Annotated in this window: 12 protein-coding genes and 3 tRNA genes; 14 read left to right on the top strand and 1 reads right to left on the bottom strand. The window is 61.8% G+C overall.

Translation table 11 applies throughout. The features are described 5' to 3' along the window. Positions 1–2 precede the first annotated feature (2 nt). The 14 genes from GWQ44_RS29050 (at position 3) to GWQ44_RS29115 (ending at position 13,502) form a co-directional block, all read left to right on the top strand. Entirely contained in the window at positions 3–1,013 is a 1,011-nt protein-coding gene (locus GWQ44_RS29050; RefSeq protein WP_016967991.1) for an aspartate-semialdehyde dehydrogenase, read from the top strand. 202 nt (positions 1,014–1,215) lie between these two features. Next, the gene (locus GWQ44_RS29055) at positions 1,216–3,804 is read left to right on the top strand and encodes a FimV/HubP family polar landmark protein (RefSeq protein WP_275928913.1); all 2,589 of its coding nucleotides are present in this window, start codon (positions 1,216–1,218) and stop codon (positions 3,802–3,804) included. A gap of 283 nt (positions 3,805–4,087) precedes the next feature. Then, positions 4,088–4,912, top strand: a complete 825-nt coding sequence (gene truA, locus GWQ44_RS29060; RefSeq protein WP_253130689.1) for a tRNA pseudouridine(38-40) synthase TruA — start codon at positions 4,088–4,090, stop codon at positions 4,910–4,912. 63 nt (positions 4,913–4,975) lie between these two features. Beyond that, positions 4,976–5,608: a phosphoribosylanthranilate isomerase gene (locus tag GWQ44_RS29065; RefSeq protein WP_047303118.1), complete on the top strand. Its 633-nt coding sequence runs from the start codon at positions 4,976–4,978 to the stop codon at positions 5,606–5,608. A 259-nt stretch (positions 5,609–5,867) separates the two neighbouring features. Then, a complete protein-coding gene (gene accD, locus GWQ44_RS29070; protein WP_016967999.1) occupies positions 5,868–6,788 on the top strand; it encodes an acetyl-CoA carboxylase, carboxyltransferase subunit beta in 921 nt (306 codons plus the stop codon). Next, a complete protein-coding gene (folC, locus tag GWQ44_RS29075) occupies positions 6,785–8,092 on the top strand; it encodes a bifunctional tetrahydrofolate synthase/dihydrofolate synthase (RefSeq protein WP_275928914.1) in 1,308 nt (435 codons plus the stop codon). Before accD ends, folC begins: the two co-directional genes overlap by 4 nt. Further along, a complete protein-coding gene (locus tag GWQ44_RS29080) occupies positions 8,076–8,726 on the top strand; it encodes an SPOR domain-containing protein (RefSeq protein ID WP_016968002.1) in 651 nt (216 codons plus the stop codon). Before folC ends, GWQ44_RS29080 begins: the two co-directional genes overlap by 17 nt. 98 nt (positions 8,727–8,824) lie before the next feature. After that, complete coding sequence (locus GWQ44_RS29085; RefSeq protein ID WP_016968003.1) at positions 8,825–9,382, top strand: CvpA family protein; 558 nt, start codon at positions 8,825–8,827, stop codon at positions 9,380–9,382. A gap of 41 nt (positions 9,383–9,423) precedes the next feature. Beyond that, complete coding sequence (purF, locus tag GWQ44_RS29090; RefSeq protein WP_016968004.1) at positions 9,424–10,929, top strand: amidophosphoribosyltransferase; 1,506 nt, start codon at positions 9,424–9,426, stop codon at positions 10,927–10,929. 36 nt (positions 10,930–10,965) lie between these two features. Further along, complete coding sequence (locus tag GWQ44_RS29095; protein WP_016968005.1) at positions 10,966–12,177, top strand: O-succinylhomoserine sulfhydrylase; 1,212 nt, start codon at positions 10,966–10,968, stop codon at positions 12,175–12,177. Continuing rightward, positions 12,174–12,947: an SDR family oxidoreductase gene (locus GWQ44_RS29100; protein ID WP_275928915.1), complete on the top strand. Its 774-nt coding sequence runs from the start codon at positions 12,174–12,176 to the stop codon at positions 12,945–12,947. The genes GWQ44_RS29095 and GWQ44_RS29100 overlap by 4 nt, the downstream gene beginning before the upstream one ends. Before the next feature lie 166 nt (positions 12,948–13,113). Then, positions 13,114–13,189, top strand: a tRNA-Val gene (locus tag GWQ44_RS29105). Between the two features lie 58 nt (positions 13,190–13,247). Then, a tRNA-Asp gene (locus GWQ44_RS29110) sits at positions 13,248–13,324 on the top strand. A gap of 101 nt (positions 13,325–13,425) precedes the next feature. Further along, positions 13,426–13,502, top strand: a tRNA-Asp gene (locus GWQ44_RS29115). Positions 13,503–13,697: 195 nt separating this feature from the next. Here GWQ44_RS29115 and GWQ44_RS29120 read toward each other — a convergent pair. After that, complete coding sequence (locus GWQ44_RS29120) at positions 13,698–14,981, bottom strand: FAD-binding oxidoreductase (protein WP_047303123.1); 1,284 nt, start codon at positions 14,979–14,981, stop codon at positions 13,698–13,700. Between the last annotated feature and the right edge of the window lie 98 nt (positions 14,982–15,079).

Raw genomic sequence — 15,079 nt, forward strand, 5'->3', positions numbered from 1 at the left:
CCATGACTCCATCCTTTGATATTGCCGTGATCGGTGCCACCGGTACCGTTGGCGAAACCCTGGTGCAGGTACTCGAAGAGCGCGATTTCCCGATTGCCAACCTGCACCTGCTGGCCAGCAGCGAGTCGGCCGGTCATTCGGTGCCGTTTCGCGGCAAGAACGTGCGTGTGCGTGAAGTCGACGAGTTCGATTTCAGCAAGGTGCAGCTGGCATTTTTTGCCGCAGGTCCGGCGGTAACCCTGAGCTTTGCGCCCCGCGCCACCGCGGCCAATTGCGCAGTGATCGACCTTGCCGGTGCCTTGCCGTCGACCCAGGCGCCCAATGTCGTGCCTGAGGCCAATGCCCAGGTGCTGGCCGGCCTGAAGAAGCCTGTGCAACTGAGCAGTCCGAGTGCCGCGGCCACCGCATTGGCGGTGGCTCTGGCGCCTTTGCAGGGCTTGCTGGACATCCAGCGGGTGAACCTGACCGCCAGCCTGGCGATCTCCAGCCAGGGGCGTGAGGCCGTCAGTGAGCTGGCCCGGCAAACTGCCGAGTTGTTGAATGTGCGCCCGCTGGAGCCGCGCTTCTTCGACCGCCAAGTGGCCTTTAATCTGCTGGCCCAGGTGGGCACGCCGGATGCCCAGGGCCATACCCTGCTGGAAAAACGTCTGGTCAGGGAATTGCGTGAAGTACTGGGGCAGCCTTTATTAAAGATTTCTGTCACTTGCATTCAAGCGCCGGTGTTTTTTGGCGATAGCTATAGCGTGACTCTGCAGTCGGGCACCGATGTCGATCTGGCGGCGGTAAACGCCGCGCTGGAGGCCGCTCCGGGCCTGGAACTGGTGGAAGCCGGTGATTATCCCACCGCTGTGGGTGACGCCGTGGGCCAGGACGTAGTCTATGTGGGGCGGGTTCGTTCCGGCATCGATGATGCGGCGCAACTGAATCTGTGGTTGACCTCGGACAACGTCCGCAAAGGCGCGGCCTTGAACGCTGTGCAACTGGCTGAATTGTTGATAAAAGACCTGCTGTAAAAGATACTTGGCAACAATTTGCAGAATGAATCTAGCCGGGCGCTATGCTTGGCAAGTTGCTGGAGGTGAGTGGCCGTCAGGTGCTCCCGGGGCATGCAGAAAATAATCCCGCGTGGTGGTCGTGGCCTCCGCGCAGTGCCTTATGGCAGCCGCTACAAAACCTTCTCGCTGGCCGAGGAACGTTCAAACAAAGGATGAGGCTATGGTTCAAGTTCGCAAACTGGTGTTAGCAATAGCGGCCGCCTCGGCGCTGTCCTCCGGTATGGCGCAGGCGCTTGGGCTTGGGGAGCTGACCCTGAAGTCGAGTCTGAACCAGCCTTTGGTAGCTGAAATCGAATTGCTCGATATCAAGGACCTGACTGCCGCTGAAGTGGTGCCCAGCCTGGCCCCGGCAGAAGAGTTCGCCAAGGCCGGCGTCGATCGTCAGGCCTTTCTCAATGATCTGAGTTTTACCCCCGTTCTCAATCCCGGCGGCAAGAGTGTGCTGCGGGTGACTTCGAGTCAGCCGCTGTCTGAGCCGATGGTCAAGTTCCTGGTGCAGGTGATGTGGCCCAACGGCCGCCTGCTGCGCGATTACAGCGTGCTGCTGGATCCTTCGAAGTTTTCCCCGCAAGCCGCAGCTGCCGCCCAGGCTGCTCCGGTTGCAGGCCCGGCGGTGAATGCCCCGGTTACCCGTGGCAATAAAGCCAGCAAGCCCGCGCAATACAAAACGGCGGCCCGTGACACGCTGTGGGAAATCGCCGCGAAGAATCGCAATGGCGCGTCGATCCAGCAAACCATGCTCGCGATCCAGGCGTTGAACCCGGATGCCTTTATCGACGGCAACATCAATCGATTGAAGGCCGGCAAGGTCCTGCGTCTGCCTGACGTAGTGCAGAGCACAGCGTTGGCGCAGCCCAAGGCCATTGCCGAAGTGGCCGCGCAAAACGCCGCCTGGCGTCAGGGGCGTCGTGCCGGTGCCCGCAGTCAGCAGCAGGTGGACGCCACCCGTCGTGCCGGTGCCGACAAGGCGCCCAAGCAGGTCAACACCAAGGACAACTTGAGCCTGGTCTCGGCGGAAAGCGGCAAGGCGCGAGGCAAGGGGGCGGCAGGCGACAGCAAGGCGCTGAACAACAAGCTGGCGGTGACTCAGGAAAGTCTCGACGCGACCCGTCGTGACAACGCCGAGCTCAAGGACCGCATGGCGGATCTGCAGAGTCAGCTGGACAAGCTGCAGCGTCTGATCGAGCTGAAGAATAACCAGTTGGCCAAGCTGCAGGCCGAGGGCGCGGCGCCGGCTGCTCAGCCCGCACCGGCGATGCCGGCCGAGCTGGTGGCCAAGCCTGAGGCGGCGGCCCCGGTGGTGGCTCCCGTGGTTCCTGCGGCGCCTGTCAGCGAACCGGCTGCCGCTCCGGCAGTGGATGAGGCGGCCAAGAGCGACGAAGACAAATATGGCGATCTGCTGACCAATCCGATCCTGCTGGGACTGGTAGGTGGCGGGGCGGTCGTGGCCGTGCTGTTGCTGTTGCTGTTGCTTGCGCGTCGTCGCAAGGCCCAGCAGGAAGCGGAAAAGCACCTGCGCATGGCGCGGGCCTTGTCCGAGGAAAGCAATGACTTCACCGAGGAGCTGGAATTGCCGGAAGGCAGTTTCGAAGGCCTTGAAGTTCCACCGCCAAGCGTCAAGCTGGCTCCAGCTCCAGCTCCAGCTCCAGCACCGGCTCCGGTGGTGGCGCCCATCCCGGCGGCGCCGGTGGAGCGAACCACGGACGTGCTGGGGCAGGCACAGAATCATATCGACGCTGGCCGCCTGAACCAGGCGGCAGCGCTGCTCGAAGAGGCGGTCAAGCTGGAGCCGCAGCGCAGTGATCTGCGCCTCAAGTTGATGGAGGTCTACGCGCATCAGGGTGATCGCAGCGCCTTCGTCGCCGAGGAGCGGCAACTGGTGGCCAATGGCGATAACCATGCCCAGGTCGAGCAACTCAAAAGCCGTTTCCCGGCGATGGTCGCAGTGGCTGCAGCTGCCGGTCTGGCGACGGCCGCTGTTGCCGCGGAGCTGGATGCCCAGTACGTCAAGGAGCTGCTGGACGAGCCGCAGGCGCCTGAGCCTGCTGCGCCTGTCGAAGGGCTGGATGCGGATTTCGACCTGAGCCTGGACGATCTTGAGGCGGCTTCGCCTGCGGTCGTGGCGTCCGAGCCGTCCGAGCCGGCGATCGAGCTGGAAGACTTCCCGCTGGATGATGACCTGAGTTTCGGCTCGGTCCTGGAGCAGCAGACCGCCGCTCAGGAAAGCCTGGATGATCTTGGCGACTTCGATCTGGACCTGGGGGCTGATCTGCCCGCAGCGACCCAGAACGATGAGGATTTCCTGCTGAGCCTTGAGGACGACCTCAAGGATGTGCCGGCCGGCGATGTGCCCACCGTTACGGAGGCGGCTCTGGACGATCTGGACTTGTCCGCAGACTTCGATCTGTCCCTGGCCGATGAGATGGATGCGGCCAGCGAACCCAAGGATGCGTTCGCTTCCGAGCTGGATGATGTCAACGCGGAGCTGGATCGTCTGGCTCAGAGTCTGGATCAGCCTGAGCCGGCCGGGCCGAGTTTCACGGCTGAAGATGCAGCGGCGGCGCCTGAGGAGGCCGACTTCGACTTCCTTTCCGGCAGCGATGAAGTGGCCACCAAGCTCGATCTGGCCCAGGCCTACATCGATATGGGTGACAACGACGGCGCGCGGGACATCCTTGGCGAAGTGCTCAGCGAAGGCAGTGAAGGGCAGAAGAGTGAAGCCCAGGAAATGCTGGCGCGACTGGCCTGAAGCCGGATCCCGCTTGACCAGAACGGCAGCCGATGAGGCTGCCGTTTTTGTTGGTGTCGATTTTTCGGGGTGTTCGCGTCGGAGCGCTTTGTCCGGGCGGGGCGTTGCTCTCTTCGCGCGGGCCTGAACCAGGCGGGGCAATGAAATGGCGATCGCTGCGCTCAATCTTCAACTAAACCGTGGCCGTGCATGGCGTCTGCACCCGGCAGCCTTATAATGAGCGCCTTTGCGCATATCAGCAGGCTGTAAGTTCTTGGCAAATATAGATAACCCGGCCGCCGAAATGGCAGCCGAAGGCTTTTCCCGCATTGCTCTGGGTGTTGAATACAAGGGGTCGCGCTATCGCGGTTGGCAGCGCCAGGCTTCTGGCGTGCCCAGCGTCCAGGAAACTCTGGAGAAGGCCTTGTCCCGGGTCGCGGACTCTCCGGTGCTGGTGTCCTGTGCGGGGCGCACTGATGCCGGTGTGCATGCCTGTGGTCAGGTGGTGCATTTCGATACCCAGGCCGTGCGTTCGATGAAAGCGTGGGTCATGGGGGCCAATATCAACCTGCCCCATGACATCAGCGTCAGTTGGGCCCAGGAAATGCCCGCGCATTTCCATGCGCGGTTCAAGGCCATCGCCCGGCGCTATCGCTATGTGATCTACAACGATCAGATCCGCCCGGCCCATCTCAATGAAGAAGTCACCTGGAATCACCGGCCCCTGGACACCGAGCGCATGGCCCAGGCCGCGCAGTTCCTGCTGGGTACCCATGATTTCAGCGCCTTTCGGGCCGGGCAGTGCCAGGCTAAGTCGCCGATCAAGGAGATTCATCACCTGCGGGTGACCCGGCACGGCAAGATGATCGTCCTGGATATTCGTGCCAGTGCCTTCCTGCATCACATGGTGCGTAATATTGCCGGGGTCTTGATGACCATTGGCGCCGGCGAGCGCCCGGTGGAGTGGGCACGGGAAGTGCTGGAGAGTCGGGCCCGTCGCGCGGGCGGGGTCACTGCTCATCCCTTTGGTCTGTACCTGGTTCAGGTCGAGTACAAGGACGAGTTTGCGCTGCCGGAGCGCTATATCGGGCCCCATTTCCTCACCGGTTGGCCTGAACTTGACGGCTGACGCCCGGAAAAGCATTTGCTACCATCCGGAACTTTCCGAATTTGCCCCCGAGGTTCACACGACATGTCAGCTGTTCGCAGCAAGATTTGCGGGATTACCCGCATAGAAGACGCGTTGGCGGCCGTGGCGGCGGGGGCCGACGCCATCGGTCTGGTGTTCTATGCCAAAAGTCCGCGGGCCGTGTCTGTGCAGCAGGCGCGGGCGATCATCGCCGCCTTGCCGCCATTCGTGACCACGGTCGGGCTGTTCGTCAATGCCAGTCGCTGCGAGCTGGGGGAGATCCTCGATGCGGTGCCGCTGGATCTGCTGCAGTTTCACGGCGATGAATCGGCGGCCGACTGCGACGGCTATCACCGTCCCTATATCAAGGCGCTGCGAGTCAAGGCTGGAGATGATATTGCTGCGGCCTGCCGGGCATACCCGCACGCCAGTGGGATTTTGCTGGATACCTATGTCGAGGGCGTGCCGGGGGGAACTGGCGAGGCTTTTGACTGGTCCCTGGTTCCGCGGGAAGTGAGCAAGCCGATCATCCTGGCTGGCGGCCTCAATGCAGAGAATGTTGCCCAGGCCATTGCCCAGGTTCGTCCTTATGCGGTGGATGTCAGTGGCGGAGTCGAGCAGGGCAAGGGCATCAAGGATCCGGCCAAGATTCAGGCATTTATGCAGGCCGTGCGTCGCAGCAGTGAGTCGATGTGACGGCTGGCAGTCTGCCGCCGTCCATAACACCACTGTACAAAACAGGCAGGCGTCGCCTTAAGGCGGTGCCGGAATCGAGTGGCAACCGCTCTATCGCGGGTTGTCGGGATGGCTGAGGAACGTTTCGTTGCAGGCAGGTCGAGCCCGGTGCTGACCGCGGTAGCGAAGTGAACATCGCCGCACACATGAATTTAGCTCAAGGGCATACGCGGGGTTGCGAACCAGAGCGTTCGGGCCGCCGGTACTGGAGAAAGAAAGCATGAGCAACTGGTTAGTAGACAAACTGATCCCTTCGATCATGCGTTCCGAGGTGAAGAAAAGCTCGGTGCCTGAAGGTCTGTGGCACAAGTGCCCGTCCTGCGAGGCGGTGCTTTATCGTCCGGAGCTGGAAAAGACCCTGGATGTTTGCCCCAAGTGCAACCACCACATGCGTATCGGTGCACGTGCGCGCATCGACATCTTCCTGGACGCCGAGGGTCGTGCCGAACTGGGCGCCGATCTGGAGCCGGTGGACCGCCTGAAGTTCCGCGACGGCAAGAAGTACAAGGATCGTCTGACTGCGGCACAGAAGCAGACCGGCGAGAAGGACGCGCTGATTTCCATGAGCGGCACCCTGCTGGGCATGCCGGTGGTGGTCTCGGCCTTTGAGTTCTCCTTCATGGGCGGTTCCATGGGCGCGATCGTCGGCGAGCGTTTCGTGCGTGCGGCCAACTACGCCCTGGAAAACCGTTGCCCGATGATCTGCTTCTCCGCCTCCGGTGGTGCGCGGATGCAGGAAGCGCTGATTTCCCTGATGCAGATGGCCAAGACTTCCGCGGTGCTGGCGCGCCTGCGTGAAGAGGGTATTCCCTTCGTCTCCGTGCTGACCGATCCGGTCTACGGTGGCGTTTCCGCCAGCCTGGCGATGCTGGGTGACGTGATCGTCGCCGAGCCTAAGGCCCTGGTAGGTTTCGCCGGTCCGCGAGTGATCGAACAGACCGTGCGTGAAAAACTGCCGGAAGGCTTCCAGCGCAGTGAGTTCCTGCTGGAGCACGGCGCGATCGACATGATCATCGCCCGTCAGGAGCTGCGTCCGCGTCTGGGTAACCTGCTGGCGCAACTGATGGGTCTGCCGACGCCGGAATTCGTCGCGGCTCCCGTGGAGCCGATGGTGGTGCCACCGGCTCCAGCCAACCTATGATCCAGCGCACCCTGGGCGAATGGCTCGCCTACCTTGAGCAGTTGCATCCCTCGGCCATCGATATGGGCTTGGCGCGCTCGCAGCAGGTAGCGTCGCGGATGGGGCTGGGCAAGCCGGCGCCTCGGGTGATCACGGTGACCGGAACCAACGGCAAGGGCTCGACCTGTGCCTTTGTCGCCTCCCTGTTGCGAGCCCAGGGCTTGCAGGTGGGGGTCTACAGCTCGCCGCACCTGCTGCGTTACAACGAGCGGGTGCAGGTCAATGGTCTTGAAGCTACTGACGAGCAGTTGTGCGAAGCCTTTGCTGCAGTAGAAGCGGGGCGCGGTGAAGTTTCCCTGACCTATTTCGAGATGGGCACCCTGGCGGCCTTCTGGCTGTTCCAGCAGGCGGCGCTGGATGCTGTGGTGCTGGAGGTCGGTCTGGGTGGTCGTCTGGATACGGTCAACCTGGTGGATGCCGACCTGGCGCTGGTCACCAGCATCGGAGTCGATCATATCGAGTACCTCGGTGATTCCCGTGAATCCGTGGCCTTCGAAAAGGCCGGGATTTTCCGTCCGGGCGCTCCGGCGCTGTGCGGCGACCTGAATCCGCCGCAGCCGCTGCTGGATAAGGCCAGGGAGCTGGGTTGTCCGTTTTTCCTTCGGGGGCGGGATTTCGATCTGGCGCTGACCGAAGAGCATTGGCAGTGGCGTGGTCTGGATGCCCAGGGCAATCAGGTCGAGCTGCGGGATCTGCCGTTGCTTGATCTGCCGATGGAGAACGCGGCGCTGGCCTTGCAGGCTTATCTGCTCACCGGATTGCCCTGGCAGCCTGAACAGATGGGCGCGGCGTTGCAGCAGACCCGAGTCACCGGACGCCTGGATCGTCGGCAGGTCGAATGGCAGGGCAAGCGCCTGAACCTGCTCCTGGATGTGGGGCACAACCCCCATGCCGCGCAGTATCTGGCCGAGCGCCTGGCACGTCGACCGCTGAGCGGTCGGCGCCTGGCGGTATTTGGCCTGCTGGCGGACAAGGATCTGCCGGGGGTGGTGGGGTGTCTGCAGTCTTCGGTCCAGAGCTGGGCCGTGGCGCCGCTGGATTCGCCCAGGGCGCGCCCGGTGCAGGATCTGCAGGCCGCACTGGAGAACCTTGGCGCTTCGGTAGCGTCCTACGCCAGTATTGCTGCGGCATTGGAAGCGCAATGCGAGCAAGCGACCGCGGATGATGAAATTCTGCTGTTCGGATCTTTTTATTGTGTCGCCGAGGCGCTCGAGTGGCTCGCCCGGCGCTCCACGGAGGAAGCTGCACATGGCAATGCTGGATAAGGTCTACAAGCAGCGAATGGTTGGAGCACTGGTGCTGGTGGCCTTGGCGGTGATCTTTCTGCCGATGCTGTTCTCGCGCGAGGATGAGCAGCGCCACGTAGCGGTTGAAGCACCACCTGTGCCGCAAGCCTCGGCCATGCCTCAGGTTCAGGTTGAGCCTGTGGTGGTGCCCGAGCCCAAGGTGTTGCCTCAGGAGCCGTTGCCTGTCGAGGAGCCAGTGGTGCAGCAGGTTGCGCCCTCGATGCCGATTGCCCCGAGTGCGCCGGTGGTTGCCCCGGCGCCTGCGGCGAGCAAGCCGGCGCCAAAACCCGCGCCCGTGCCGGCTCCAGCCCCGGCCCAGCCGATTGCCGCTGCCAAGCCTGACACCAGTCAGAGCCGAATCGATGCCAATGGCCTGTCGATCAGCTGGTCGGTGCAGCTGGCCAGTCTGTCGAGCCGTGAAGGTGCGGAAAACCTGCAGAAAACCCTGCGCAGTCAAGGCTATAACGCTTATATCCGTTCCGCTGATGGCAAGAACCGGGTCTTCGTCGGGCCGCTGATCGAGCGTGCCGAGGCCGACCGTCTGCGTGACCTGCTGGGGCGTCAGCACAACCTCAAGGGGTTTGTGGTGCGCTTTCAGCCAGAGCGTGGTTGAGGCTATCTGGCTGATTTCAAAAGCACAGTGAATCGCAGCTTACCGACAGCCAAGCGCTCTGTTAAAATGCGCCGCCTTATCCGTCTGTAGGCTGCACTGTGCCATTTACCTGGGTTGACTGGGCGATCGTTGCAATAATCGCCATCTCCGCTTTGATCAGCTTGAGCCGCGGTTTCGTCAAAGAAGCCTTGTCGTTGCTTACCTGGATCATCGCAGGAGTCGTCGCCTGGATGTTTGGTGGCTCACTGTCCGAGTACCTCGGCGGTTATATCGAAACTCCCTCGGCTCGCGTGATCGCGGGTTGCGCAATCATGTTTGTCGCCACCTTGCTGGTGGGGGCAATGGTCAACTATCTCATCGGCGAATTGATTCGTGTCACCGGCCTCTCCGGGACCGATCGATTCCTCGGCATGGCCTTCGGCGCGGCGCGTGGCGCGCTGCTGGTGGTCGTGGCGGTCGGGCTCTTGAGCCTGGGGCCGGTACAGCAGGATTCCTGGTGGCAGCAGTCGCGGCTGGTGCCACAATTTCTATTGGTTGCAGACTGGTCCAAGAACCTCATCCTGGGGTGGAGCAGTCAGTGGCTGGCCAGCGGTATCAGCGTACCCGCTGAAATACCGTTCAAGGAGCACCTCTTACCGGCCAAAACGCCTCAGTAAGATGGGTTCAGTTCAGTTTCATTAAGTAGGGGTTGCGTCGCATGTGTGGCATCGTCGGTATCGTCGGTAAGTCGAACGTCAATCAGGCGCTGTATGACGCGCTAACCGTCCTCCAGCACCGCGGCCAGGACGCTGCCGGTATCGTGACCAGCCATGATGGCCGGTTATTCCTGCGCAAGGACAATGGCCTGGTGCGTGATGTGTTCCAGCAACGGCACATGCAGCGCCTGGTGGGTCACATGGGTATCGGTCATGTGCGTTATCCAACCGCAGGCAGCTCGACTTCTGCCGAGGCTCAGCCGTTCTACGTCAACTCGCCGTATGGCATCACCCTGGCGCACAACGGCAACCTGACCAATGTTGAACAGCTGGCCAAGGAGATCTACGAGTCCGACCTGCGCCACGTCAACACCAACTCCGACTCCGAAGTGCTGCTCAACGTGTTCGCTCACGAGCTGGCCCAGCGCGGCAAGCTGCAGCCGACCGAGGAAGACGTGTTTGCCGCAGTGACTGATGTGCACAACCGCTGTGTCGGTGGTTATGCGGTGGTGGCCATGATCACCGGTTACGGTATCGTCGGTTTCCGCGACCCTCACGGCATCCGTCCGATCGTTTTCGGCCAGCGTCATACCGACGAAGGCGTGGAATACATGATCGCCTCGGAAAGCGTTTCCCTGGATGTATTAGGCTTTACCCTGATTCGCGACCTGGCTCCGGGCGAGGCGGTCTACATCACTGAAGAGGGCAAGCTTTACACCCGTCAGTGCGCGACCAACCCGCAGCTCACTCCGTGCATCTTCGAACACGTCTACCTGGCTCGCCCGGATTCGATCATCGACGGCGTTTCGGTGTACAAGGCGCGCCTGCGCATGGGCGAGAAGCTGGCCGAGAAGATCCTGCGCGAGCGTCCGGAGCACGATATCGACGTGGTGATTCCGATTCCGGACACCAGCCGTACCGCGGCGCTGGAGCTGGCCAACCACTTGGGGGTCAAGTTCCGCGAAGGTTTCGTCAAGAACCGCTACATCGGCCGTACCTTCATCATGCCGGGCCAGGCAGCGCGGAAAAAATCCGTGCGCCAGAAGCTCAATGCCATCGAGCTGGAATTCCGCGGCAAGAACGTGATGCTGGTGGACGACTCCATCGTTCGCGGCACCACCTGCAAGCAGATCATCCAGATGGCCCGTGAAGCCGGCGCGAAGAACGTCTACTTCTGCTCCGCGGCGCCGGCGGTTCGTTACCCGAACGTCTATGGCATCGACATGCCAAGTGCCCACGAGTTGATTGCTCACAATCGTTCGACCCAGGACGTGGCTGACCTGATCGGCGCCGACTGGCTGATCTATCAGGACCTGCCGGACCTGATCGAGGCGGTCGGTGGCGGCAAGATCAAGATCGAGAGCTTCGACTGCGCAGTGTTCGACGGCAAGTACGTCACCGGCGACGTCGACGAGGCCTATCTGAACAAGATCGAGAACGCTCGCAACGATGCCTCCAAGGCCAAGACCCAGGCGGTCAGCGCCATCATCGATCTGTACAACAACTGATCCAGAGCATTTAAGAAGACATTAGGAGTAGGCGGCATGAGTCAGGATTGGGATGCCGGTCGGCTGGACAGCGACCTTGAAGGCGTAGCGTTCGATACCCTGGCGGTGCGCGCCGGTCAGCACCGCTCGCCGGAAGGCGAGCATGGTGATCCGATGTTCTTCACCTCCAGCTATGTGTTCCGTACAGCGGCTGACGCGGCTGCACGCTTCGCTGGCGAAGTGCCAGGCAACGTCTATTCGCGTTACACCAACCCCACGGTGCGCTCGTTCGAAGAGCGTATCGCGGCGCTGGAGGGCGCTGAGCAGGCGGTCGCCACGGCCACCGGCATGGCGGCGATTCTCTCGGTGGTCATGAGTCTGTGCAGCGCCGGCGATCACGTGCTGGTGTCGCGCAGCGTGTTCGGCTCGACCATTAGCCTGTTCGAGAAGTACTTCAAGCGTTTTGGCGTTGAAGTCGATTACGTGCCCCTGGCGGATCTGTCCGGCTGGGATGCGGCGATCAAGAGCAACACCAAGCTGCTGTTCGTCGAATCTCCCTCCAATCCGCTGGCCGAACTGGTGGATATCGCCGCCTTGGCTGAGCTGGCGCATGCCAAGGGCGCGATGCTGGTGGTCGACAACTGCTTCTGCACCCCGGCTTTGCAGCAACCCTTGAAGCTGGGCGCGGACGTGGTGGTGCATTCGGCCACCAAGTTCATCGACGGCCAGGGTCGTTGCATGGGCGGCGTGGTAGCCGGACGCAGCGAACAGATGAAAGAAGTGGTGGGCTTTCTGCGCACTGCCGGACCGACCCTGAGTCCGTTCAACGCCTGGATCTTCCTCAAGGGGCTGGAAACCCTGAGCCTGCGGATGCGTGCTCACTGTGCCAATGCCCTGGCTCTGGCGCAGTGGCTTGAGCAGCAGGACGGTGTCGAGAAGGTGCACTACGCCGGTCTTGCCAGCCACCCGCAACACGAGCTGGCCAAGCGTCAGCAGCGTGGTTTCGGTGCGGTGGTGAGCTTCGAGGTCAAGGGCGGCAAAGAGGGCGCCTGGCGCTTTATCGATGCCACTCGCCTGATTTCGATCACGGCCAATCTGGGTGACAGCAAAACCACCATTACCCATCCGAGCACCACGTCCCACGGGCGCCTGGCGCCACAGGAGCGTGAAGCGGCCGGCATTCGCGACAGTCTGATCCGCATTGCGGTGGGCCTTGAGGATGTGGCTGACCTGCAGGCCGACCTGGCTCGTGGGTTGGCAGCCTTGTGATCGAGTTGTCCACGCCTCAGGGTGGCAACGGACGTGTCGCGCTGGTCACGGGTGCGGCACGGGGCATTGGCCTGGGTATCGCTGCCTGGCTGATCAGTGAAGGCTGGCAGGTGGTGCTGACCGACGTTGATCGGGAGCGTGGCTCCAAGGTGTCCAGGGTGTTGGGCGAGAATGCCTGGTTCATCACCATGGACGTGGCGGACGAGGAGCAGGTGGCGCAGGGCGTGGCCGAGGTGCTGGGGCAGTTCGGGCGCCTGGACGCGCTGGTGTGCAACGCGGCGGTGGCTGATCCGCACAACATCACTCTGGAAAGCCTGGATCTGGCTTACTGGAATCGGGTGCTGGCGGTGAATCTCGGTGGGCCCATGCTGCTGGCCAAGCATTGCGCGCCTTATCTGCGCGCCCATGGCGGTTCCATCGTCAATCTGGCGTCGACCCGGGCTCGGCAATCGGAACCTGACAGCGAAGCCTATGCGGCGAGCAAGGGCGGTCTGTTGGCCCTGACCCATGCCCTGGCCATCAGTCTCGGGCCGGAGATCCGGGTCAATGCCGTGAGTCCTGGCTGGATCGATGCGCGTGATCCGGCGGTGCGGCGTGCCGAGCCTTTATCCGATGTCGATCATACCCAGCATCCTGCGGGCCGGGTGGGGACGGTGGAGGATGTGGCGTCGATGGTTGCCTGGCTGCTGTCGCGCAATTCGGGTTTTGTCACCGGCCAGGAGTTCGTGGTGGACGGTGGCATGACCAAGAAAATGATTTATCAGGCGTAGGTCTGCACCTGGCTTTAAGCGGCCAGTGAGCAGTATGGCTGTGCGCCAGTGGCTTTTTTCGTGCGGCTGGCCATTGGGCCATTCCGCGGCTTTTGAAAAAAACTTCAAGCCTGCTATTGACTTAGCTTCGTTACCTGCGTAAATTTCGCGGCCTCAGCGAAGCAAAGGGTGATTAGCTCAGCCGGGAGAGCATCTGCCTTACAAGCAGAGGGTCGGCGGTTCGATCCCGTCATCACCCACCATTCCTGAGTGTCTTTCGCAAGAAAGACGGAAGCTTCCACGGAAGCCTCCAATCGACGCGCAGCGGTAGTTCAGTCGGTTAGAATACCGGCCTGTCACGCCGGGGGTCGCGGGTTCGAGTCCCGTCCGCTGCGCCATATTTTACAGATCAGGCTTGCCTGGTTTGCGATCGAAAAGCATCGAAGCTCTTCTTTCAGACGATTTAAACGATTCACATGGACGCAAGTCCAAGCGATACGCAGCGGTAGTTCAGTCGGTTAGAATACCGGCCTGTCACGCCGGGGGTCGCGGGTTCGAGTCCCGTCCGCTGCGCCATATCAGCCTCAAGGACCACTGAACGCCTTGAAGCAACGAAGCAAGCTACTGGCTTGATTCGCATCGATAGCAAAAGCCCTGGTCGAAAGACCGGGGTTTTTTGTTTTCGGAATTTGCCTTTTTGCAGTAGCTGTTGCTTGAGCATAAAAAACCGCCTATTCGGCGGTTTTTTGTCTCTGCGAAAAACTCGGACTATCAGAAGCCAAGCTTGTCACGAAGGCTGTAGTACCAGGCGCCCAGGGCGGTGAATGGCGTGCGCAGCAACTGGCCGCCAGGGAAGGGGTAGTGGGGCAGGTCGGCGAAGGCGTCAAAGCGCTCTGCCTGGCCGCGCAAGGCCTCGGCCAGGACTTTGCCGGCCAGATGGGTGTAGGTCACGCCGTGGCCGCTGCAGCCCTGGGAGTAGTAGATGTTGTCCCCCAGGCGGCCCACCTGTGGCAGGCGCGACAGGGTCAGCAGGAAGTTGCCGGTCCAGGCGTAGTCGATCTTGACGTTTTTCAGCTGCGGGAATGCCTTGAGCATCTTCGGTCGGATGATCGCCTCGATGTTGGCCGGGTCGCGAGCGCCGTAGACCACGCCGCCGCCGAAAATCAGGCGTTTGTCGCCGCTGAGGCGGTAGTAGTCCAGCAGGTAGTTGCAGTCTTCGACACAGTAGTCCTGAGGGAGCAGGCTGGCTGCCAGCTCGTCGCCCAGGGGTTCGGTAGTGATCACCTGAGTGCCGCAAGGCATGGACTTGGCGGCCAGTTCCGGGATCAGATTGCCCAGGTAGGCGTTGCCGGCGACGATGACGAACTTGGCGCGGACTTTACCTTGTGGGGTATGTACAACGGGATTGGCCCCGCGTTCGATGCGTACTGCCGGGGATTGTTCGTAGATAGTGCCGCCCAGGGATTCCACGGCCGCCGCTTCGCCCAGTGCCAGGTTCAGCGGGTGGATGTGGCCGCCGCTCATGTCGAGCATGCCGCCCTTGTATTGATCACAGGCCACGACTTCGCGAATCCGTCGCTCGTCCAGCAGTTCGAGCTGGGTGTGGCCGTAGCGCTCCCACAGGCGTTTCTGCGACTCAAGGTGGCCCATCTGCTTGCTGGTCAGCGCCGCGAAGACGCCGCCGTCTTTCAGGTCGCACTGGATCTGGTACTTGGCTACCCGCTCGCGAATGATCCGGCCGCCCTCGAAGGCCATTTGTCCCAGCAGCTGTGCTTGCTTGGGGCCGACGCTGCGCTCGATCACGTCGATGTCACGGCTATAGCTGTTGACGATCTGTCCGCCATTGCGTCCGGATGCGCCAAAGCCGACTTTGGCAGCTTCGAGTACCGTTACGCGAAAGCCGTTTTCCAATAGAAACAGGGCGCTGGACAGGCCGGTATAACCCGCACCGATCACGCAGATATCGGTTTCCACTTCGCCTTGCAGCAGCGGGCGTTCCGGGGCTGCATTGGCGGATGCGGCGTAATAGGACTGTGGGTAGGGAATGTGCGCCATCCTGCGACCTCATGTGTTTAATATATTTTACGAGTGCGCCGATGCTACCTGAGTTGTAAAAGCGCCACCAGATACAAGGAAAAACTTCTTCCAGGCGC

This window comes from Pseudomonas sp. 3MA1 (assembly GCF_029237275.1).
Classification (GTDB): domain Bacteria; phylum Pseudomonadota; class Gammaproteobacteria; order Pseudomonadales; family Pseudomonadaceae; genus Aquipseudomonas; species Aquipseudomonas fluorescens_AP.

Excerpts from the sequence above, each read along its gene's own strand:
- GWQ44_RS29050 (WP_016967991.1), top strand. The coding sequence starts at position 3 with ATGACTCCATCCTTTGATATTGCCGTGATCGGTGCCACCGGTACCGTT.
- GWQ44_RS29055 (WP_275928913.1), top strand. The coding sequence starts at position 1,216 with ATGGTTCAAGTTCGCAAACTGGTGTTAGCAATAGCGGCCGCCTCGGCG.
- truA (WP_253130689.1), top strand. The coding sequence starts at position 4,088 with ATGGCAGCCGAAGGCTTTTCCCGCATTGCTCTGGGTGTTGAATACAAG.
- GWQ44_RS29065 (WP_047303118.1), top strand. The coding sequence starts at position 4,976 with ATGTCAGCTGTTCGCAGCAAGATTTGCGGGATTACCCGCATAGAAGAC.
- accD (WP_016967999.1), top strand. The coding sequence starts at position 5,868 with ATGAGCAACTGGTTAGTAGACAAACTGATCCCTTCGATCATGCGTTCC.
- folC (WP_275928914.1), top strand. The coding sequence starts at position 6,785 with ATGATCCAGCGCACCCTGGGCGAATGGCTCGCCTACCTTGAGCAGTTG.
- GWQ44_RS29080 (WP_016968002.1), top strand. The coding sequence starts at position 8,076 with ATGGCAATGCTGGATAAGGTCTACAAGCAGCGAATGGTTGGAGCACTG.
- purF (WP_016968004.1), top strand. The coding sequence starts at position 9,424 with ATGTGTGGCATCGTCGGTATCGTCGGTAAGTCGAACGTCAATCAGGCG.
- GWQ44_RS29095 (WP_016968005.1), top strand. The coding sequence starts at position 10,966 with ATGAGTCAGGATTGGGATGCCGGTCGGCTGGACAGCGACCTTGAAGGC.
- GWQ44_RS29120 (WP_047303123.1), bottom strand. The coding sequence starts at position 14,981 with ATGGCGCACATTCCCTACCCACAGTCCTATTACGCCGCATCCGCCAAT.